This window comes from Achromobacter sp. HZ34, assembly GCF_002209485.1.
GTDB lineage: Bacteria > Pseudomonadota > Gammaproteobacteria > Burkholderiales > Burkholderiaceae_B > Bordetella_C.
Map to the genome: position 1 here is coordinate 589,093 of NZ_NJIX01000003.1, position 21,819 is coordinate 610,911.

General features: G+C 65.7%; 16 protein-coding genes. 11 read left to right on the forward strand and 5 right to left on the reverse strand.

What is annotated here, in order from left to right; translation table 11 throughout:
- Window positions 1-94 precede the first annotated feature (94 nt).
- Window positions 95-4,060: an FAD/FMN-binding oxidoreductase gene (locus tag CEY05_RS14755; protein WP_088599052.1), complete on the reverse strand. Its 3,966-nt coding sequence runs from the start codon at window positions 4,058-4,060 to the stop codon at window positions 95-97.
- A gap of 135 nt (window positions 4,061-4,195) precedes the next feature.
- Entirely contained in the window at window positions 4,196-4,726 is a 531-nt protein-coding gene (locus tag CEY05_RS14760) for a YqaA family protein (RefSeq protein ID WP_088599053.1), read from the reverse strand.
- 119 nt (window positions 4,727-4,845) lie between these two features.
- Here CEY05_RS14760 and ilvA point away from each other — a divergent pair, with 119 nt between their 5' ends.
- Both ilvA and CEY05_RS14770 read left to right on the forward strand, forming a co-directional pair.
- On the forward strand, window positions 4,846-6,354 hold the full coding sequence (ilvA, locus tag CEY05_RS14765) for a threonine ammonia-lyase, biosynthetic (RefSeq protein ID WP_088599054.1): 1,509 nt from the start codon (window positions 4,846-4,848) through the stop codon (window positions 6,352-6,354).
- 119 nt (window positions 6,355-6,473) lie between these two features.
- Complete coding sequence (locus tag CEY05_RS14770) at window positions 6,474-7,367, forward strand: LysR family transcriptional regulator (RefSeq protein WP_088599055.1); 894 nt, start codon at window positions 6,474-6,476, stop codon at window positions 7,365-7,367.
- A gap of 67 nt (window positions 7,368-7,434) precedes the next feature.
- On the opposite strand, the gene CEY05_RS14775 is transcribed toward CEY05_RS14770, so the two are convergent.
- A complete protein-coding gene (locus CEY05_RS14775) occupies window positions 7,435-8,010 on the reverse strand; it encodes an adenine phosphoribosyltransferase (RefSeq protein WP_088599056.1) in 576 nt (191 codons plus the stop codon).
- A gap of 276 nt (window positions 8,011-8,286) precedes the next feature.
- On the opposite strand from CEY05_RS14775, the gene CEY05_RS14780 reads away from it, so the two are divergent.
- The 9 genes from CEY05_RS14780 to CEY05_RS14820 all read left to right on the forward strand — a co-directional run bounded on the left by CEY05_RS14780 (window position 8,287) and on the right by CEY05_RS14820 (window position 17,318).
- Window positions 8,287-9,267 carry a succinylglutamate desuccinylase/aspartoacylase family protein gene (locus tag CEY05_RS14780; RefSeq protein ID WP_088599057.1) on the forward strand — a complete coding sequence of 327 codons (981 nt, stop codon included), beginning with the start codon at window positions 8,287-8,289 and terminating at the stop codon, window positions 9,265-9,267.
- A 100-nt stretch (window positions 9,268-9,367) separates the two neighbouring features.
- Window positions 9,368-9,781, forward strand: coding sequence for a hypothetical protein (locus CEY05_RS14785; RefSeq protein ID WP_088599058.1), 414 nt, complete (start codon window positions 9,368-9,370; stop codon window positions 9,779-9,781).
- Window positions 9,782-9,874: 93 nt separating this feature from the next.
- The gene (locus CEY05_RS14790; protein WP_088599059.1) at window positions 9,875-10,927 is read left to right on the forward strand and encodes a hypothetical protein; all 1,053 of its coding nucleotides are present in this window, start codon (window positions 9,875-9,877) and stop codon (window positions 10,925-10,927) included.
- A 149-nt stretch (window positions 10,928-11,076) separates the two neighbouring features.
- Window positions 11,077-12,054, forward strand: coding sequence for an ABC transporter permease (locus tag CEY05_RS14795; RefSeq protein ID WP_088599060.1), 978 nt, complete (start codon window positions 11,077-11,079; stop codon window positions 12,052-12,054).
- Between the two features lie 18 nt (window positions 12,055-12,072).
- The gene (locus CEY05_RS14800) at window positions 12,073-12,990 is read left to right on the forward strand and encodes an ABC transporter permease (protein ID WP_088599061.1); all 918 of its coding nucleotides are present in this window, start codon (window positions 12,073-12,075) and stop codon (window positions 12,988-12,990) included.
- Window positions 12,987-14,000, forward strand: coding sequence for an ABC transporter ATP-binding protein (locus CEY05_RS14805; protein WP_088599062.1), 1,014 nt, complete (start codon window positions 12,987-12,989; stop codon window positions 13,998-14,000). Before CEY05_RS14800 ends, CEY05_RS14805 begins: the two co-directional genes overlap by 4 nt.
- Window positions 13,997-15,082 (forward strand): ABC transporter ATP-binding protein, encoded by a 1,086-nt coding sequence (locus tag CEY05_RS14810; RefSeq protein WP_369825947.1) that lies wholly within the window; start codon window positions 13,997-13,999, stop codon window positions 15,080-15,082. The genes CEY05_RS14805 and CEY05_RS14810 overlap by 4 nt, the downstream gene beginning before the upstream one ends.
- 29 nt (window positions 15,083-15,111) lie before the next feature.
- The gene (locus tag CEY05_RS14815) at window positions 15,112-16,014 is read left to right on the forward strand and encodes an alpha/beta hydrolase (RefSeq protein WP_088599063.1); all 903 of its coding nucleotides are present in this window, start codon (window positions 15,112-15,114) and stop codon (window positions 16,012-16,014) included.
- Between the two features lie 170 nt (window positions 16,015-16,184).
- Window positions 16,185-17,318, forward strand: a complete 1,134-nt coding sequence (locus CEY05_RS14820) for a M20 family metallopeptidase (RefSeq protein ID WP_088599248.1) — start codon at window positions 16,185-16,187, stop codon at window positions 17,316-17,318.
- 153 nt (window positions 17,319-17,471) lie between these two features.
- On the opposite strand, the gene CEY05_RS14825 is transcribed toward CEY05_RS14820, so the two are convergent.
- Window positions 17,472-19,526 (reverse strand): UvrD-helicase domain-containing protein, encoded by a 2,055-nt coding sequence (locus CEY05_RS14825; RefSeq protein ID WP_088599064.1) that lies wholly within the window; start codon window positions 19,524-19,526, stop codon window positions 17,472-17,474.
- A gap of 7 nt (window positions 19,527-19,533) precedes the next feature.
- A complete protein-coding gene (locus tag CEY05_RS14830; protein WP_088599065.1) occupies window positions 19,534-21,717 on the reverse strand; it encodes a primosomal protein N' in 2,184 nt (727 codons plus the stop codon).
- Window positions 21,718-21,819 lie beyond the last annotated feature (102 nt).

A 21,819-nucleotide genomic window follows, 5' to 3' on the forward strand; every position in this document is an offset into this window, starting at 1 on the left:
GCGGCGAAAAAAAAGCGCCCGCTCAAGCGGGCGCCTCATGCACGGAATCGGGATCACGGGGCGCGCCGCCTCAGCGGCACGCTCCAAGAAAAAATCAGACCAGCACCCGTTCGATGCCTCCAGCGTTAGCCCGCTTCACGTATGAAGCCATCCAGTCTTCACCCAGGATATGGCGCGCCATCTCCACCACGATATAGTCGGCCTCCATCTTCGTATCGCCCTGGTAGCGCGACAAGCCCTGCAGGCAGGACGGGCATGACGTCAGCACCTTGACGTCGCCGTCAAAGCCGTCAGCCCGGATCGCGTCCCCGCCCTTGCGCAACTCCTCTTCCTTGCGGAAGCGCACCTGGGTCGAGACATCCGGCCGCGACACCGCCAGCGTGCCGGATTCGCCGCAGCAACGGTCGCTCTTGATGGCGCCGTCGCCAACCAGCGACTTCACGGTCTTCATGGGGTCCTGCAGCTTCATCGGCGTGTGGCAGGGATCGTGGTACATGTAGCGCACCCCCTGCACCCCGTCCAGCTTGATGCCCTTCTCCAGCAGATACTCGTGGATATCGATCAGCCGGCAGCCGGGGAAGATCTTCTCGAACTCATAGCCCGCCAACTGGTCGTAGCAGGTGCCGCAGCTGACCACCACCGTCTTGATGTCCAGGTAGTTCAGCGTGTTGGCCACCCGATGGAACAGCACCCGGTTGTCGGTGATGATCTGGTCGGCCTTGTCGTTCATGCCGTTGCCGCGCTGCGGATAGCCGCAGCACAGATAGCCGGGCGGCAGCACGGTCTGCACCCCCGCATGCCATAGCATGGCCTGTGTAGCCAACCCGACCTGCGAGAACAGCCGTTCCGAACCGCAGCCCGGGAAATAGAACACCGCCTCGGTTTCAGCCGACGTCGCCTGCGGATCGCGGATGATGGGAACGTAATTGGCGTCCTCGATATCCAGCAGCTTGCGCGCCGTCTGCTTGGGCAGGCCGCCCGGCATCTTCTTGTTGATGAAGTGCACCACCTGCTCGCGCAGCGGCGCCTTGCCCACCGTCGCCGGCGGCTTGCGCGTCTGCTTGCGCGCCAGGCCCGACAGCAGCTCGTTGGCGGTGCGCTGCATCTTGTAGCCCACGCCCACCATGGCCTTGCGGGTGGCGTTGATGGTGGCCGGATCCTTGGCGTTCAGGAAGAACATGGCCGCCGCGGTGCCCGGATTGAAGGACTTCTTGCCCATGCGGCGCAGCAGCGCGCGCATGTTCATCGACACGTCGCCGAAGTCGATGTCCACCGGACAGGGGTTGTAGCACTTGTGGCAGACCGTGCAGTGGTCGGCCACATCCTCGAATTCTTCCCAATGCTTCAGGCTGACGCCACGGCGAGTCTGTTCCTCGTACAGGAAGGCTTCCACCAGCAGCGACGTGGCAAGAATCTTGTTGCGCGGCGAATAGAGCAGGTTGGCACGCGGCACATGCGTGGCGCACACCGGCTTGCACTTGCCGCAACGCAGGCAGTCCTTGACCGACGCCGAGATCGCGCCGATCTCGCTCTGTTGCATGATCAGCGATTCATGCCCCATCAGGTTGAAGCTGGGCGTCCAGGCATGCGTGAGGTCGGCGCCAGGCATCAGCTTGCCGGCATTGAAGCGCCCTTGCGGGTCGACCTTGCGCTTGTAGTCCTGGAAGGGCTGCAGCTCCTCCTGGGTCAGGAATTCATATTTGGTCAGGCCGATGCCGTGCTCGCCCGAAATCACGCCGTCCAGGTCGCGCGCGATCTGCATGATGCGCGCCACGGCCTCGTTGGCCTCGCCCAGCATTTCATAATCATCGGAGTTGACGGGGATGTTGGTATGCACGTTGCCGTCGCCCGCGTGCATGTGCAAGGCCACGAACACCCGGCTCTTGAGCACGCGCGCATGGATGGCGCGCATTTCGTCCAGTACCTTTTTGCAGGCATCGCCCGGGAAGACGCGCTGCATTTCCGCCAGCACTTCGGTCCTCCACGACGTCCGCAGCGTGCGGTCCTGCACCACATCGAACACGCGCGCGTCCGGCTGCGCCGCCAGGCGGTCGGCCAGGGTCGACTGCAGGTGCACCAGGCCCAGGCGCGCCAGGTCCGGCAGCGCCTGCGTCAGCGGCAGGTCCAGATGGTCCAGCATCCAGCGCCAACGCGCACGGGTGCCGTCGATGATCTCCTGCGCGTGGCGGGTACGCTCGTTGAGCAGTTCCGTGCGCGTGATCTCGGCGTCCTCGGCGTCTTCCGACTTGCCCAGCGGCAGGGGTTCGGCCAGGAAGGCATCCAGCGCGTCCAGCAGCTTGAGCTTGTTGCGCGTGGACAGTTCGATATTGATGCGTTCGATGTGGTCCGTGTACTCGCCCATGCGGTTCAGCGGGATCACGACGTCTTCATTGATCTTGAAGGCGTTGGTGTGACGCGCGATGGCCGCGGTGCGCGAGCGGTCGGCCCAGAATTTCTTGCGCGCTTCGGCGCTCACCGCCACGAAGCCTTCGCCGTGACGGGTATTGGCCAGGCGCACCACTTCGCTGGCGGCCGCGGCCACGCCGGCGTCGTCATCGCCGACGATGTCGCCGATCAGCACCATCTTGGGCAGGACGCCGCGCTTGCTCTTGGTGACGTAGCCCACCGCGCGCAGATAACGTTCGTCCAGGTGTTCCAGGCCCGCCAGGATGGCGCCGCGCTTCTTGCCGTCGGTGTCCAGGTAATGCTTGACCTCGACGATCGACGGGATGGCGTCGCGCGCCTGGCCGAAGAATTCCATGCAGACGGTGCGCGTGTGCGCGGGCATGCGATGCAGCACCCAGCGCGCGGACGTGATCAGCCCGTCGCAGCCTTCCTTCTGCACGCCGGGCAGGCCGGCCAGGAACTTGTCGGTGACGTCCTTGCCCAGGCCTTCCTTGCGGAAACGCCGCCCTTCGATTTCCAGGACTTCGCTGCGCAGGGGCGTGGTGCCGGGCTTGCCGCGGCCGTCGAACCACTGGAGTTCGAAACGGACCACGTCGACATCATGGATCTTGCCCATGTTGTGCGCCAGGCGCGTCACTTCCAGCCAGTTGCCTTCCGGATCGACCATGCGCCACCAGGCCAGATTGTCCAGCGCGGTGCCCCACAGCACGGCTTTCTTGCCGCCCGCGTTCATGGCGATATTGCCGCCCACGCAGGACGCTTCCGCCGAAGTGGGATCGACGGCGAAGACGAATCCCGCCGCGGCCGCGGCGTCGGCCACGCGCTTGGTGACCACGCCCGCACCGGTGAAAATGGTCGCAACTTCCCCATCGCGGCCCGGCAGGGTACAGGACTCCACCTGGCCCAGGGTTTCGAACTTCTCGGTGTTGATGACGGCCGACTTCCACGACAGCGGAATGGCGCCGCCGGTGTAGCCGGTGCCGCCCCCCCGGGGAATGATGGTCAGGCCAAGCTCGATACAGCCGCGCACCATGGCGGCGATCTCGTCTTCATTGTCCGGCGTCAGCACCACGAAGGGGTACTCGACACGCCAGTCGGTGGCGTCGGTGACGTGGGCCACGCGCGACAGGCCATCGAACTTGATGTTGTCGCGGGCGGTGATGCGGCCCAGGACTTTCTGCGCCTGCTTGCGCAGGGCGGCGGTTTCGTCGAATTGCGCTTCGAAGGCGGCGATGGCGGCACGGGCGCGCTCGATCAGCTGCAACACCTTCTCGTCGCGATACAGGTCCCGGCCTTCCTGGAAGTCGATGCGCGTCGGTTCACGCCGCTTGTCGATTTCGCCCAGGCGATGGTGCAAGGCCTCGATCAGCTGGCGCCGGCGCTTGGGATTTTCCAGCAGGTCGTCCTGCAGATACGGATTGCGGCGCACGACCCAGATGTCGCCCAATACCTCGTACAGCATGCGCGCGGAGCGCCCGGTACGGCGCTCGCCCCGCAGATCGGACAGCAACTGCCACGCGTCCGCGCCGAGCAGACGGCCAACGATTTCCTTGTCGGAAAACGAGGTGTAGTTGTAGGGAATTTCTCGCAGGCGGGTGCCGGGAGCCGGCGGCGTCGCCGCGTCGAGGATCATGCTGGCGATGGGGGCGTTCATGGATGCTGAGGGTGGGCCCTTAAAAGCGCATTTTACGTCATGGCCACGCCAGACCCAGGGCATACCCCCCGAGTGGCGCCGAAAAAGCGTTGCGCGGCCACATGCTTACAAGAATCTGAGAAATTGCCGCACCGGTCAGGTTTGCGGGAACAGCCAGATCAGGCCGCCAGTCATGGCGAGGTAGCGCAGGAATTTACCGATTGCCATGTAGACCACGCAAGGCCAAAACGACAAACGTAGCCATCCCGCAACGGCGCACAGGGGATCGCCCACGGCCGGCAGCCAGGACAGCAGCAGGGCCGGCGGCCCCACCCGGTGGCACCAGTCGTGGGCGCGCTTGTGCCAGCGGCTCTCGGTGGCGGTGGACTTGGCCTCGTCGGCCTTGTGCGGATGCTTTTCCTTCCATTTCTCCGCCGCCCGCCAGGCGCCCAGGCCCATGGCGTAGCTGATGGCGCCGCCGATGGTGTTGCCCGCCGTCGCCACCAGGATGGCCGGCCAGAACATGTCGGGCGCCAGCTTGACGTACCCGAACACGGCAGGCTCCGAGCCCAGCGGCAGGAGCGTGGCGGATATCAGGCTGATGATGAAGATGGCGCTCAGGCCCACATTGGGCAGGGCGAGCACCTGCAGCAGCCAGTCGATCGAGGACATCAGGGATTCTTCCATTGCGGCAGTTTAGCCGGGCCCGCGAGCGCGTTATCGGCCTTATGCCCTGTGGTAATCTGCCCGACGCTAGCAACCCTGAGAACCACCTCCCGTCAAGCCGAAATTTCCCACCCCCCCTCATGTCTACCGATTACCTGAAACGCATACTCACTTCGAAAGTCTACGACGTTGCCGTCGAGACGTCCCTGGACCCGGCACCTCTGCTGTCCCAGCGAATTTCGAACGCGATTCTGCTCAAGCGGGAAGACACGCAGCCGGTATTCAGTTTCAAGCTGCGGGGTGCCTACAACAAGATGGCCAACCTGACGCCGGCCGCGCGCGCGCGCGGCGTCATCGCGGCCTCGGCCGGCAATCACGCGCAGGGCGTGGCCCTGTCGGCCCGCCGCCTGGGTTGCCGCGCCGTCATCGTCATGCCCACCACCACGCCGCAAGTGAAGATCGACGCGGTGCGCCGCCTGGGCGGTGAGGTGGTGCTGGAAGGCGAAAGCTACTCCGACGCCTACGCCCATGCCGCCAAGCTGGAAAAGAAGGAAAAGCTGACCTTCGTCCATCCCTTCGACGATCCCGACGTGATCGCCGGCCAGGGCACGGTGGGCATGGAGATCCTGCGCCAGCATCCCGGCGACCTGGATGCGGTGTTCGTCGCCGTCGGCGGCGGCGGCCTGATTTCCGGCGTGGCCACCTATATCAAGCAACTGCGTCCCGGCATCAAGGTGATCGGCGTCCAGACCGAGGATTCGGACGCCATGGTGCGCAGCATCAAGGCGGGCCGCCGCGTCATGCTCAACGATGTCGGCCTGTTTTCCGACGGCACCGCGGTCAAGCAGGTGGGCGCCGAGACCTTCCGCCTGGTCAAGCAGTACGTGGATGATTTCGTGGTGGTCGACACCGACGCCATCTGCGCCGCCATCAAGGACGTCTTCCAGGACACGCGCAGCGTGCTGGAACCGGCCGGCGCCCTGGCCGTGGCCGGCGCCAAGCAATACCTGGCGCAGCACAAGTGGAAGAACAAGACGGTGGTGGCCATTTCCTGTGGCGCCAACATGAATTTCGACCGCCTGCGCTTCGTCGCCGACCGCGCCGAAGTGGGCGAAATGCGCGAGGCGGTCTTCGCCGTATCGATGCCCGAGCAACGCGGCAGCTTCCGCAAGTTCTGTGAACTGGTGGGCGACCGCAGCGTCACGGAATTCAACTACCGCATATCCGACAGCGCGCGCGCGCACGTGTTCGTGGGCGTGCAGGTGGCCTCGCCGGCCGAGTCGGACAAGATCGCGGGCCACTTCCGCAAGCATGGTTTCGATACGCTGGACCTGACCCACGATGAAATGGCCAAGACCCACCTGCGTCACATGGTGGGAGGCCGCTCGACGCTGACGCAGAACGAGGTGCTGTATCGCTTCGAATTTCCCGAACGGCCGGGCGCCTTGATGCGCTTCCTCAACTCGATGAAGCCGGAGTGGAACATCAGCCTGTTCCACTATCGCAACCAGGGCGCCGACTACGGCCGCATCCTGATCGGCATCCAGGTTCCACCCGGGGACAAGAAGCAGTTCAAGACCTTCCTGGAAGAAGTGGACTACCCGTACTGGAACGAAACCGAGAATCCGGCGTATAAGCTTTTCCTGTAGTTTTTCCCCTGTTTCCAGGGCCCGCGAGTGCGCCGGCCCTGGCAGGCGCGGCGGCGCACCCGCGGCCGCGCCTGAATGTCGATTCTGCATCTGCCCTGCCGGGCGCTGGGACTTCAAACGTGGATATCCAGCTTAACGATATCGCCTTGTTCGTCGAGGTGGCCAAGCGCAAGAACTTCAGCCATGCGGCCGAAGCGCTGAACATCCCGTCGGCCACGTTGTCGCGCCGCGTCACCGAGCTGGAACGTTCGGTGGGCATGAAGCTGCTGAACCGCAGCACGCGGCGCATCGACCTGACCGAGGCCGGCGCGATCTATTTCGAACGCTGCCGCCATATCGTCGAAGAGGCGCGCATCGCCCACGACCAGCTGCAGGACATGGCGGCCCAGCCCAAGGGCCGCCTGCGCATCTCGCTGCCGCCCAGCCTGGCCAGCCTGTTCCTGCCGGTGATCATCCGCGACTTCATCGCCGAGTACCCCGACATCGAGTGCGACTTCGACCTGAGCGTGCGGCCGATCGATCCCATCAGCAACCCCTACGACCTGGTGCTGCGCTTCGGGCAACAGCCCGATTCCAGCCTGATCTCGCGCCAGGTGGTGCTGATGGCGCACCAGTTGTACGCGGCGCCATCCTACCTGGCCCGCCATGGCGAGCCGCGCACGCCGGCCGACCTCAGCCATCATGAATGCCTGCGGCCGCTGGTAAGCGATGCGTATCAGTTCTGGATGCTGCATTCCGGCGAACGGGCCGAACGGGTGCAGGTGATCGGCCGCCTGGCCTCGAACAATATGGGCATGCTGGGCCGGCTGGCGGTGCGGGGCATGGGCATCGTGCCCCTGCTGGTCTACGACGCCATGGAACGTGCCATCGAGCGTACGGGCCTGGTGCGGGTACTGCCGGACTGGAACCTGACGCCGGTGCCGCTGTTCGCGCTGCTGCCGTCGCGAACCTTGCCGGCCAAGACGCGCGCGTTCCTGGACTACATCAAGCCGCGCCTGAAGGACCAGCACTAGAGATGGCGGCACCCGGGGCGATGGCAGCGCCCGGGTCGCCCGGATCAGTGAGGCCCCGGACCCGGCCTTAAACGCCGGCGCCGGCCGCGCTTTCGCTGCCGTCGGCGTCGTAGCGACAGATCGAATACAGCGGCGTGCCGGTACTGGCGACGGCAGCCGCGCCGCCCAGGTCGGGCAGATCGATGATGGTCGCGGCCTCCACCACATTGGCGCCCAGCCGCTGTAGCAGCTTGACGGCGGCGAGCATGGTGCCGCCGGTGGCGATGAGGTCATCGACCAGCAGCACGCGCTGGCCGGTGCGCACCGCATCCGTGTGGATTTCCACCGCCGAATTGCCGTATTCCAGCGAATAAGGTTCCGCCACCGTGCGGTAGGGCAGCTTGCCCTGCTTGCGCACCGGCACGAAGCCCAGGTTCAGCTCATAGGCGAGCACGCTGCCTATGATGAATCCGCGTGCGTCCACACCCGCGACCAGATCCAGTCTTTGACGCATGTAGCGGTAGACGAAAAGATCGATCAGGGCGCGAAAAGTGCGGGGGTCTTGCAGCACAGGGGTGATGTCGCGAAACACCACGCCGGGCTTGGGCCAATCCGGAACACTGCGTATCGTGCGTCGGACAAGTTCTGCGTAGTCGGTTTGCATGGTGGCGGACCGGCCTGGGAGGATGGGTGCAAACTATAACCGGCCCCGGCACAACTAGCCAAACGCGATGCAAATGACGTGAAATTTTTGACTAATTCGTTGCGTCGTTGCGGGGAAATACGGGCCGGGTCAGCGGTCTGCTGCAACTGCCTGAGAGGTCGCCTGCGGCGCGTGGCGGTCGCCCACGCGGACTGCTTGACCGATGCTCACCAATGCGTATCCTTGCTCTTCCGCTTGCCTTTCCCATTTTCCGAGCGACCTACCCCCGGAGGCCCGATGTCCACCGCCAGCAGCACCGGCATTCCCCTGCGCCCTTTCGAACTCGCCTATCCCGACATCAATGTGGAGCGCGCCGGCAACACCGGCACCGAAGGCGTCTGGCATTTCGACTCCGGCCAGCCCGGCCCCACGGTGATGATCACCGCCCTGATACACGGCAACGAACTGTGCGGTGCCTGGGCGCTCAAGGACGTCCTGGCTGCCGGCTTGCGGCCGCGCCGCGGCGCCCTCACCCTGGCGTTCTGCAACCTGGCCGCTTTCGACCGTTTCGATGCCGCGTCCTATACGGATTCGCGCTTCGTCGACGAAGACATGAACCGCGTCTGGTCGGACGACAAGCTGGCGGATTCCTCCACGCAGGAACGGCGCCGTGCCGCGCAGATCCTGCCCTGGGTGAAAAAGGCGGACTGGCTGCTGGACATCCACTCCATGAGCAATTCCACGGTGCCGCTGCAGATGTCCGGCGTGCACCAGCACAATATCGACCTCGCGCTGACGCTGGGCAATCCGGCGCACATCATCGCCGATGCCGGCCACGCTGCCGGCGTGCGCATGCGCGATTACGGCCGCTTCGGCACCGCACAGGACAATGGTGCACGCTCGCTGCTGATCGAGTGCGGCTTTCACGGCGCCCCCTCCGCTCATCAGGTGGCGATCGACCAGGTGGCGCGTTTCCTGGTGGCCTCCGGCATCGTCGAGGCGGCACACCTGCCGGGCACGTGGTTCGCGCCGGCCGCGCCCAGCCAGGAGGCACTGCGCGTGACCGATGCCATCGCCGCCAAGAGCATGGACTTCCGCTTCTCCCAACCCTGGAAAGGCCTGGAAAAGCTGCCCCATGCGGGCACTGTCATCGCCTGGTCGGATGGCGAAGCCGTCACCACGCCCTACGACGACTGCGTGCTGATCATGCCCGCGGTCAATGTGCGGCCCGGCGTGACGATGGTGCGGCTGGCCCAACCGATCGCGCAGCGGATCTGAAAGGCTGAACTGGGGGACTGAAAAAATAAATCGTTCAGGTGGGAATGGTTAAGGACATCGCGCCACATAACAGCTTCTTACTTTTTATTGGAGCTGCGCGATGTCCAGCACGCTGTCGTTTTCCCAAGCCACGCCCACCGCGGTGGCTACACCCGCGCCCATCGGCACGCCAGCGTCGGCAACCTCCGACGCCCCCACGTTCACCAATCTTTGCAACCTGCGCGATCCCGCGCAATTCCACAGCATCACCGTCCACGGTTTTCCTGGCGAGAAATCGGCGCAAGAAATGGATGCCATGGTGAACGCCGTCAGCACTGGCCTGGAGCAGCAATGCGGCATCCCGGCAGCGCGCATCGTGCGCGTCACACATGGCAGGCCTGCCGACCTGCCTCGCAGGCTGGGTGACAAGGTGCTGGTCGACTTGCGCCTGGTCTCCAGCCCCGAGACCCCGCGGGTCACCCTGTTCCACGTACGCAAGATCGGCCCGGACCAGGCGGGCAAGGATCTGGCGTGAGCGCATGCGGCAGATGGAAATCCGGGAACGAAATCGGGCGTGCCTCCTACTCAGAGGCACTCTTGCAACGCTTTTTGTCCAGGAAGACTTGCGATGCCCATGATGCGATTCCACTCACCGATTTTCTGTGCCCTGCCGCCCGACGCCAGCGCCAAACCAGCCCCGCGCGATGCAGCCCTTACGGCGCCCATGATGGACGCGACCTACAGGATGCTGGCCACGCTCGATGAAATGTCGAAGGCCTCGCGCATGGCGGACATGCGCGAGCTCATGCTCGACAACTCGGACGAAAATCCGGACGAGACGGCGGATAAAAGCGCGCGTTCGAAGCAGCGCCGGCGCCGCTCCACGGATCCGGAGCCATCCCGCGAGGCCGCGGAAACTGCTCGGCTTCGCGCCGAGTTCAACGCGGAACTGGCCCAACGCAAGACGGAAGACCTGGAGCGTATCGAACTGACGGGCTACTCCAAGGACGATACGGATCGCGTGTTGTCCCTGGTCGAGCAGCTCAAGCGCCACATGGTCGACCACGGCCTGAACCCGCGCCTGTTCGAAATCAAGATCAAGAGGATCGCCTTCTGGGACGACCAGAGCAAGCATGGGTCGGTGGATATCCACTATGTCGCAGCCACCAGCAAGAAGACCCGGCGGGAGGCCGCCGCGCCGGCACCGGAGCCGGCCGCCGCGCCCACGCCCCCCGTCGTCAGGGACGGCAACCGGCGCAGGCAGAGCTACGCGATCCTGGAAGAGGTGACGCCATGGGCCACCACGCCTGCATCGTTCGTGCGACATGCATCCATGCGCCATGCGTCCATGCTGCCCGTGGGCCTGTCCACCGTGGAACGCCGCAGTCTCGACATCATCGCCTTCGACGTGAAGAAGTCTTTCGGCAGGGACGCATCGGAGATCACCCTCACCGGCTATACCCGGGCCAACGCACAGTCGGTCATGCCCAAGCTGGAAAAGATGGCCGACTACCTGGCGCACACCAAAGGGCTCAGGCGGGACAGCATCAGGCTGGATCCGCGGCGCCTGGATCCTGTGCACGACCAGGCGGGGGTGTGGGACCAGCGGGTAGAGATCGATGTGCGGGACCCGGCCCGCGACGGCGCTCGCCCGCCGCGCCAGCGTAGGTGTTTGCCCTAGCTTTTTCCGCTCCACCGCCGCTATCCCCTGGCAGGCATGCCCAAACCCCGCGTAACAGGGGCCAGGCACGCCGCCAGCCCCTGTTCATCGGGTTAAAGTATCGCCCGCGTCCCTCTTGGATGCGCGCCAATACTGTTAGGGAACTCCGCGTGGCATTGTTCATCCTGCGCAGGCTCTTGCAAAGCCTGTTCGTTCTATTAGCCGTTTCGGTCGTCGTCTTCTGTGCGGTCTATGCGGTGGGCGACCCGATCGAGCTGCTGGTCAGCCCGGAAGCCAGCCCCGCCGACCGCCAGGCCATGATCATCCGCCTGGGCCTGGACCTGCCGCTATGGCAGCAATACACCCACTTCCTGTGGAACGCCGTGCACGGGGACCTGGGCAATTCCTTCGTTCAGGGTGTCCCCGCGCTGGACATGATCCTGCAACGCATGCCGGCCACTTTCGAACTGGTGCTGGTAGCCATTGGCATGACCTGTCTGGTCGGCATTCCGCTGGGCCTGGTGGCGGGCCTGTACCGCGACACCCCGCTAGGCAAGACCATCATGGGCACGTCGGTGCTCGGCTTCTCGCTGCCCAACTTCTGGCAGGGCATGATGCTGATCCTGCTGTTCGCGGTGTGGCTGGGCTGGTTGCCGGCATCGGGACGGGGCGACACGGTATCCGTGGCAGGCGTGCCGCTGTCCCTGTTCACGCGTGACGGCTGGGCCCACCTGATCATGCCCGCCATCAACCTGGCGCTGGCCAATGTTGCGCTGGTGCTGCGGATGACGGCGTCCGGCGTGGCCGAGGCGCAGAACCAGGAATACGTCAAATTCGCGCGCGCCAAGGGCTTGCGGCCCGGCCGCATCGTCAGCCGCCACATCCTGCGCAACATCCTCATTCCGGTGGTCACCGTCATCGGCATGGAAATGGGCCACCTGATCGCCTATTCCACCATCACCGAAACCGTGTTCGCCTGGCCTGGCATGGGCAAGCTGCTCATCGACAGCGTCTACCAGCTGGACCGCCCGGTGGTCGTCGCCTACGTGATGCTGGTCACCATGCTGTTCGTGGTCATCAACCTGATCGTCGACATTCTCTATGCCGTGCTCGATCCGCGCGTACGCCTGCTCGCACCGGCGCATTGACACTCCAGGCCCTCTCTCATGCCCACTCCTGACCATTCCGCCCGCACGCGCACCGTGCCTCCCATCGCGGAGACGCCACGCCGCGCGGCCATCCTGAAGAAACTCCATGCGGTGCCCACTGCGCGCGGCACCCTGCTGGTGCTGCTGGTGCTGGCGGTGGTGATTCTGCTGGCCCCCTATTTCGCGCCGCAGAATCCCTACGACCTTGCCAACCTGAACCTGCTCGACGGCCGCCTGCCGCCCCGTTCGGCCTCGATGGACGGCCATATGTACTGGCTCGGCACCGATGACCAGGGCCGCGACATGCTCAGCGCCATCCTGTACGGGCTGCGCATCAGCCTGCTGGTGGGCCTGAGCGCGGTATTCCTGGCCACCGCGGTAGGCAGCGTGGTGGGCCTGGTGGCCGCCTACGCCGGCGGCCTCATCGATGCGGTGCTGATGCGCGTGGTGGACTTCGTGCTCGGCTTTCCTTCCATCCTGGTGGCGCTGGTGCTGCTGGCCGTGATGGGACGCGGCGTGGACAAGGTGATCCTGGCGCTGGTGCTGGTGCAATGGGCGCATTACGCCCGCATCATGCGGGGCCGCGCCCTGCAGGAACGGCGCAAGGAATACGTGGAAGCCGCCACCAACCTGGGCTTTCCCGCCTGGCGCATCATCCTGTTCCACCTGATGCCCAACTGCATGGGGCCCGTCATGGTCTACGCCACCGTGCAGATCGCCAACGCCATTGCGCTGGAAGCGACGCTGTCCTTTCTTGGCGTGGGCGTGCCCATCACCGAACCCTCCCTGGGACTGCTGATCGCCAATGGCTTCCAGTACCTGCTGTCGGGCGACTACTGGATCAGCCTGTTCCCCGGTATCGCGCTGCTGCTGCTGATCCTGACCATCAATATCCTGGGCGACCGTCTGCGCGCCAGCCTGGACCCGCGACGATGAGCGACATTATTCTCGACGTGCGCAATCTGCGCACCGCATTCCACACTACCGCCGGCGCCTGGCCGGCCGTCGACGGCGTCAACCTGACGCTGCGCCGGGGTGAAATCCTGGGCCTGGTCGGCGAATCGGGTTCCGGCAAGTCGGTCACCGGCTTTTCCCTGCTGGGCCTGATCGACCCACCCGGCGAAGTGGTCGAAGGCGAGGTCAAGTTCAAGGGCAAGGACCTGCGCAAACTGGATGAAGAAAGCATGCGCCGCCTGCGTGGCAACCGCATCGCGATGATCTTCCAGGATCCCCTGATGACGCTCAATCCGGTGCTGCGCGTCGGTGAGCAGATGGCCGAGGCCATCCTGACCCACGAAAACGTCAGCAAGGCCGAAGCCATGGCACGCTGCCGCGACGCGCTGGCCATGGTGGGGATACCCTCGCCCGAATCGCGCCTGCGCAGCTATCCGCACGAGTTCTCCGGCGGCATGCGCCAGCGCGTGGCGATCGCCATCGCCATGCTGAACAACCCGGACCTGATCATCGCCGACGAGCCGACCACGGCGCTGGATGTCACCATCCAGGGGCAGATCCTGTATCGCATGCAGGAGATCTGCCGCAACAATGACACCGCGCTGATCTGGATCACCCATGACCTGGGCGTGGTGGCTGAACTGGCCGATCGCGTGGCCGTGATGTACGCCGGCCGTATCGTCGAGACCGGACCCGTGGCGGAAGTGCTGGAAGCGCCGCGCCACCCCTACACGCAAGGCCTGCTGCGTTCGATGCCCGGCACCGCCACGCCGGGCGGGCGCCTGCAGCAGATCAACGGCATGGCGCCCACGCTGTCGGCACGGCCCTCGGGCTGTCCGTTCCGGCCGCGCTGTCCGAACGCCATCACGCGCTGTACGGAGACCTTCCCCGGCGTGACCAACGAGGGCAAGCGCAGCTTTCACTGCCATGCGCCAGTCAAGGCCGCCGGCCCGGCGCCGGCCGCGCAGGTGGATGTGAAGGTGGTGCAATGAGTATGCAGGATATGAGCACACAGGACACTACCGTGCCGTCGCCCGCTACGGCGGCGCCGGCCAAGGCCGCCGGCATAGCCCCCGGCGCGCCAGTGATCGAACTGGACAACGTCCACAAACGTTTCGAACAGCGCCCCGACCTGGCGCAGCGCCTGCTGGCCCTGGCCGGCAGGCCGCTGGACCGGCGCACGGTACACGCCGTCAACGGTGTCAGCCTGTCGATCGCGCGGGGCGAGGTGCTGGGCCTGGTGGGCGAATCCGGTTGCGGCAAGTCGACCCTGGGCCGCGTGGTGGCCGGCTTGTATCGCCAGACCGAAGGGGACCTGCGCTACCAGGGCCGCCCGGTCACGGAACTGCGCGGCCGTGAACGCCTGGACTACGTGCTGGGCGTGCAGATGGTCTTCCAGGATCCGCAGGCTTCCTTGAATCCGCGCCAACGCGTCAAGCAGATCCTCGGCGAGGCGCTGAAGGTGCACAAGCTGGCGCCGGCGGCGGAGATTCCCGCGCGCATCGAGAGCATCCTGGCCTCGGTGGGCCTGGACCCCGAATACCGCGAGCGCCTGCCGCACCAGATTTCCGGCGGCCAGCGCCAGCGCATCGGCATTGCCCGCGCCCTGATGGTGTCGCCGTCCTTCCTGGTCTGCGACGAACCGGTGGCGGCGCTGGACGTGTCCATCCAGGCACAGGTGATCAACCTGTTCATGGACCTGCGCGAGCAGCACGACCTGACGTATCTGTTCATCAGCCACGATCTTGGCGTGGTGAAGCACATCTCCGATCGCGTGGCCATCATGTACCTGGGCAAGATCGTTGAGATCTCCACCGCGGCGGAAATCTTCGCCCGCGCCAACCACCCCTATACGCAGGCGCTGCTGGCCGAAGTACCGGACGTGGCGCGGCGCGGCCGCCAGTTCGTGCCGATCAAGGGAGAGATTCCGTCGCCGCTGGCGCCACCGCCGGGTTGTGCCTTCAATCCGCGCTGCCCGCATGCGATGCCGCGCTGCCGTGAACAAGTGCCGCCGCTGGAAGAAATAGCGCCAGGGCACTGGTCAGCCTGCCATTTGAACAGCGCGAGCGCGTGAGCCACCGCCCCGCAAACCGAGATCCCATCATGCCCGTGCCATCGAATAACGTCGAACGCCTGATCCTTGAACTGAACCACGCCGGGCGCAATGCCATGGCCTACCTGGACGAGGACCGCAACAGCGATCGTCCCTTCACGCTGCAGACTTACCGACCCTATGGCTATACGCCGGACCGGCCGGTCGTCATCGTGCAGCACGGCGTCCTGCGCAACGGCGACGACTATCGCGACTTCTGGATCCCCGCGGCCGACAAGCACAAGCTGCTGATCGTCGCGCCGACCTTCTCCAATGAAATCTGGCCGGGGGTCGAGAGCTACAACAACGGCCGCGTCTTCACGCCGGGCGGCAATGTGCGTCCGGTGGCCGGCTGGACCTACGTGCTGCCGCAGCGCATCTTCGCCGACCTGCGTGAAGCCGAGATCACCACCACCGACCAGGCCTATCTGTTCGGCCACTCCGCCGGCGGGCAATTCGTCCATCGCCTGATGTCGAGCCAGTCGCATGCGCCGTTCAAGGCGGTGACGGCGGGCAATCCGGGCTGGTACACGCTGCCGACGTTCGACCATCCCTATCCGGAAGGACTGGATGGCGTGGGGCTGACCGAAGACCATCTGTTGCGCCTGCTGGCCTATCCAATGACGCTGCTGGCCGGCGACCAGGATATCGTCACCAGCGATCCCAACCTTCCTTCCGAACCCGCGGCACTGCGGCAGGGACCGCATCGCTATGCGCGCGCCCGGCATTATTTCGAAGCCGGCCGCCGTGAAGCGGAGCGGCGCGGCGTGCCGTTCAACTGGCAGTTGATTTCCGTGCCCGGCATCGGCCATGACGGCAAGGCCATGTCGGCCGTCTGCGCCAGCCTGTGGTTCGACGGCGGCATGCCCGATGACGCCACGATGGCGGCACTGGCCGGCAAGAACGTCGCCTGAGCGCGGAGCCAGGAAGGCCGCCGCCGCGCCGAAGTGCGAGCGCGCCGCGTCCGACCTGTTTCCGCTGCCAGGCAACCTTTGGACAAACACCGCGTCATTCAGCACGTACACAATCCAACGATACCGAACCGGGTATCAAACCGAGAGGCCACATCATGTCCGCCCTGCCCATCTCTTCCAATCTGCCTGATTCGGCCGCGCTGGCCGAGGGCATCCGCAAATGGATCGAATGCGAGTCGCCGTCGAACTCGCCGGCCGGCGTGGCCGCCATGGCCGCGCTGGTGGAACAGCAGGCGCGCGCCGCCGGCCTGACCACGCAGTTGACGTCGCTGGGCGACGCCGTTGGTCCGCTGCTGTACGTGACCAACCGTGCCCAGGGCGACACGCGCCCCGGTGTCCTGGTGCTGGCGCACATGGACACGGTGCATCCGGTCGGCACCTTGAACGAGAACCCCTGCCGCATCGACGGCGACAAGCTCTACGGGCCGGGCAGCTATGACATGAAGGGCGGCATCTATCTGGCGCTGACGGCCTTGGCCACGCTGGCCAAGCCGGACGCGACCCGCCTGCCGATCGATTTCCTGCTGGTGCCCGACGAGGAAACCGGCAGCCATGCGTCGCGTGCCGCCATCGAGTCCTATGCCGGCAATGCGCGCTATGGCCTGGTGTGCGAGCCGGCCCGCCCCAACGGCGGCAAGTGCGTGACCGCGCGCAAGGGCACCGGCATGCTGCGCCTGCAGGTCAAGGGACGGCCGTCGCATGCCGGCATGCAGCATGAGAAGGGCCGCAGCGCGATCCGGGAAATGGCGCATCAGGTGTTGGCCCTGGAAGCGATGACGGATTACGAGCGTGGTGTCACGGTCAGCGTCGGGACCATCAGCGGCGGTACGGTGACCAACACGGTGCCGGCCTTGTGCAATTGCGTGGTGGATTTCCGCGTGCCGACGATGGAAGCGGCCGAGGACACCTTGACGCGCATGCGGGGTTTGACGGCGGTCGGTCCGGACGTGTCGCTGGACATCGATGTGGAACTGAATCGCCCGCCGATGGTGAAGTCCGAGGCCACGACGCAGTTGCTGGGCAAGGCCCGCCTGTTCGCCACGGCAGCGGGTTTCGAGTTGGACGATGCGCCGATGACGGGTGGGGGCAGCGACGCGAATTTCACGTCGGCGATGGGGGTGCCTACGCTGGACGGCCTGGGCGCCGATGGCGATGGCGCGCACACGTTGAATGAATACATCCTGGTCAGCACGCTGGCCCCGCGGGCTCAGTTCTGGCAGTTGCTGCTGCGCGACCTGGAGTAAGAGCGGAGTTCTTCAGAAAAATGAAAAAGGGGTTTTTTTAAAAAACCCCTTCAAAAATTTTCTGAAGAAGCCTGCTCACGAGGCGGCGTCAGCGGAGTCGCCAGACCACCTGCACGACGTTCCAAATCGAACAGGCCTGCGCAATGCGCCTGCCTATTTTTTTAATAACGCCTTCAACATATCCAGGCGTTGTTTCGGGCTCATGGCGCGGGTTTCCTCGTCTTCGGGGAAACGGGCATCCCCCAGTCCCATTTCCTCGATGAAACGCGAAGGCTCGCGTACCAGGTCTTCGCGGGCCCGCCGGCGCTTCTTGCACCAGCTCAGGTTGAGCGTGCGTTGCGCCCGCGTGATACCGACATACATCAAGCGCCGCTCTTCCTCGATGCGGCTCGCCAGCGACTCGGCCGCCTTGGCCGGATCGCCTTCCTCCTCGTCCTTGCCCATGTGCGGCAACAAGCCCTCTTCCACGCCCACCATGTAGACGTGCGGATACTCCAGGCCCTTGGACGCATGCAGCGTCGTCATCTTCACCGCATCAGGCGTTTCCTCTTCCCCCCGCTCCAGCATGGTCACCAAGGCGACATGCTGCACCAGCTCGAACAAGGTCAGTCCATCTTCCTCGGACTTGCGCTTGAGCCAGGAAGTCAACTCCATCACGTTGGCCCAGCGCGACTGCGCCGGCTTCTCTTCCATGATGTCGTAGAGATGGCGCTCGTACTGAATGGCCCCCAGCAGGTCGTCCAGGATGACGCCAGCCGGTTCCGCCGACGTCGGCTTCTCGCCCGCCTTGCCGCGCCCGGCCCGCCACTGGATCCGCTGGATGAACTCCGCGAACACCCGCAACTGTTCCAGCTGGCGCGGCTGCAGGCGGGTTTCCAGCCCATGCTCGAACACCGCCGCGAACAGGGACAGCTGCCGGTCGGCCGCGTACTGGCCCAAGGTCTGCAAGGTGGTCTGGCCGATGCCGCGCTTGGGCGTGGTCGCCGCACGGATGAAGGCGGGATCATCTTCGTCGTTGGCGATCAGGCGCAGATACGCCAGCACATCGCGGATCTCCGCCTTGTCGAAAAAACTCTGGCCGCCGGCGATGGTGTACGGAATCTTCAGATTGCGCAGCGCCTGTTCCATGATGCGCGACTGATGATTGCTGCGATACAAGATCGCATAGTCCTTCCACTGCGCCTGCCGTTCGAAGCGCGACGCGGATATCTTCATGGCGGTCGCTTCGGCCTCGGCCTCTTCGCCGTCCATGGGCGTGACGACGATGGGTTCGCCATGCGCCAGGTCCGACCACAACTTCTTGTCGAACAGCTTGGGATTCTTGCCGATGACCTCGTTGGCCGCGGCCAGGATGCGCTGCACCGAACGGTAATTCTGCTCCAGCTTGATCAGCTTCAGGCTGGGATAGTCCTTGGGCAACTTGGCCAGGTTCTCGATGGTGGCGCCGCGCCACGCATAGATGGCCTGGTCATCGTCGCCGACCGCCGTAAACATGGCGCGATCGCCCGTCAGCAGCTGCACCAGCCGGTACTGGCACACATTAGTGTCCTGGTACTCGTCGACCAGCAGATAACGCACGCGGTTCTGCCAGCGCGTGCGCACCTCTTCATTGTTTTCCAGCAGCCGCGCCGGCACCAGGATCAGGTCGTCGAAATCGACCGCCTGGTAAGCCGCCAGCGTGGCGGCATAGCTGCGATAGACGCGCGCGGCCTCGAACTCCGAAGGCGTGGAGGCGGACTTCTCCGCGCCATCCGGATCCAGCAAGGCATTTTTCCACAGCGAAATGGTCTGCTGCACGGCGCGCAGGCGGCTTTTGTCGGTGGTGGCCAGCAGTTCCTGCACGATGCCCATGGCGTCGTCCGCATCCAGGATGGAGAACTGCGGCTTGAGCCCGGCATGGCGCGCTTCCTCGCGCAACAGGCGCACGCCCAGCGCGTGGAAGGTGCTGATGGTCAGGCCCTTGGACAGCTTGCGCTCGACCAGGGTCTTGACCCGCTCGTCCATCTCGCGCGCCGCCTTGTTGGTGAAGGTCAGCGCCACGATGTTGCGGCCCTGGTAGCCGCAATCCTGCAGCAGGTAGGCGATCTTCTGCGTGATGACGCGCGTCTTGCCGCTGCCCGCGCCAGCCAGCACCAGGCAGGGGCCGCCCAGGTACAGGACGGCCTCGCGCTGCGGCGCATTCAAACCGGCGGGAACGGAGTTGGACATGGCGGGATCAGATTTCCAGGGGATCGACTTCGAGCTGCCAGCGCACGCGGTGGGCGCTGGCCACTTGCGGCAGCATGGCGGACCAGGTGGACAGGAAGGCCTGCAGCGCGGGGCGATGGCCGCTTTCCACCAGCAGTTGGGCGCGCTCGACGTTGGCCACCCGGACGACGCGCAGCGGTACAGGATCGTAGCGCGTAATCGTCGACGCCAGGGTGCCGAAAGCGCCGGTGCTTTCCGGCAAGGCACGCGCTTCCTGCAGGAAGGCCAGCGCCTGCGCCAGCTCGCGCGCCTCGGCGGTAAGCAGGGCCTGGTAGGCATAAGGCGGCAAGCCGGTGCTTTCCCGTTCGCGCAGGGCGTGGCGGGCGAAGCCGGCATAGTCGTGCCGCAGCAGCGCCTGGTAGACCGGCTGTTCGGGATAGCCGGTCTGGATCAATACTTCGCCGCCTTCGGTATGGCGGCCGGCCCGCCCCGCCACCTGCATCAACTGCGCGAACAGGCGTTCAGGGGCGCGGAAATCATGGGCGAACAGCATGGAGTCGGCATTGATCACGCCGACCAGGCCCAGGCGCGAGAAATCATGCCCCTTGGCTACCATCTGTGTGCCGACCAGGATATCGACCTCGCCGGCGTGGACGCTGGCGAACAGCGCCTGCGCGCTGCCCTTGCGGCGCGTACTGTCGGCGTCGATGCGCAGGATGCGGGCGCCGGGGAACAGCTCGCCCAGGTGCTCCTCCACGCGTTGCGTGCCGCGGCCCATGGGTTGCAGATCCTGGTCGCCGCACTCCGGGCAGGCGCGCGGCACGCGCGCCTGGAAGCCGCAGTGGTGGCAGGCCAGCAAGTGGCCGCCCGCGCCCGGTCCCCGGTGCAGCACCGTGTAGGCGGAACAACGCGGGCAATTGCTGACCCAGGCGCAGGACGAACAATGCAGCACCGGTGCATAGCCGCGCCGGTTCAGGAACACCAGCGATTGCTCGCCGCGTTCCAGGCGCTTGCCGATGGCATCGGTCAGCTGCGGCGACAGGCCCTGCTTCATCGCCAGGCGGCGCGTGTCGACCAGGCGTATCGCCGGCAGGCTGCTGGACTTGGCGCGGCCGGCCAGGGTCAGGCGCAGATAGCGGCCTCGTTCGGCATGCAGCCAGCTTTCCAGCGAAGGCGTGGCGGAACCCAGCAGGACGGGGATATCCAGGTCGTGGGCGCGCCAGATGGCCAGGTCGCGCGCGGAATAGCGCAGCCCGTCCTGCTGCTTGTAGGACGCGTCGTGCTCTTCGTCGACGATGATCAGGCCCAGGTCGGGCAGCGCGGCGAACACGGACATGCGGGTGCCAAGCAGCACGCGCGCCTGGCCGCGCTGGGCGCGGGCCCAGGCCTGCAGGCGTTCGCCGTCGGCCAGGCCGCTGTGCAGCACGGCCAGTGCACCCGGGCCCGCCACGGTGTCCAGGCGCGCGCGCAGGACAGCTTCCAGCTGCGGGGTCAGGTTGATTTCCGGCACCATCAGCAAGACCTGGCGGCCAGCCGCGAGCACGCGCTCGGCTGCATGCAGGTAGACCTCGGTCTTGCCGCTGCCGGTGACCCCATGCAACAGCACCGGCTTGAAGCCCTGCACGGCGGCGATGGCGTCGACAGCGGCCTGCTGGTCTGGGTTGAGGACGGGCGCGACGGCAGCCACGGGGGCGCCGGCCAATGCCATGGGGGCGGCGGGGGAGGCCGTGGTGGCCTGTAAGGCCTTGGAGGTCCGTTTCTTTTTGGACGGATTGGGCGCGGCGCGCTGGTCCATCCGGGCGACCGGGCCGGTCGCCGACCGTTGGCCTTCGTAGGCCGACACCTTGCGCAAGGGCGGCGGCAAGGCCGGCAACATCACCTCGCCCAGGGGGCGCTGGTAATAATCGGCGGCGAACGCGGCCAGGCGCAGCCAATCGGCCCCGAAAGGCGGCAGATCGTCCAGCACCCGCTCGATCGCCTTGACCTGGGCAGGATCGAAGGACGGCTCGGCGGGATTATCCACAACCACGCCTATCATGCGGCGACGGCCGAACGGCACGATCACGCGCAGCCCCGCCGCCAGCGGCGCCTGCGCGCGGTAGTCGAAAGGACCCGGCAGAGGCACGTCCAGCGCCACCCTCACCCAGGCAACGCCCGCCGCGCCGCTTGCACCGGCTACACCCGGCGCCTCCGGTGCGTCCGGCGCTCCCATCGCACCCAGCGCCGCCGTTGTCGCAGCCGCGGCCGGTGCCCCCATGGCATCCGAAGGTCCAGGCGCGGCCAGTTCGCCCGGCGCGTCGGCTAGCAAGTCAGC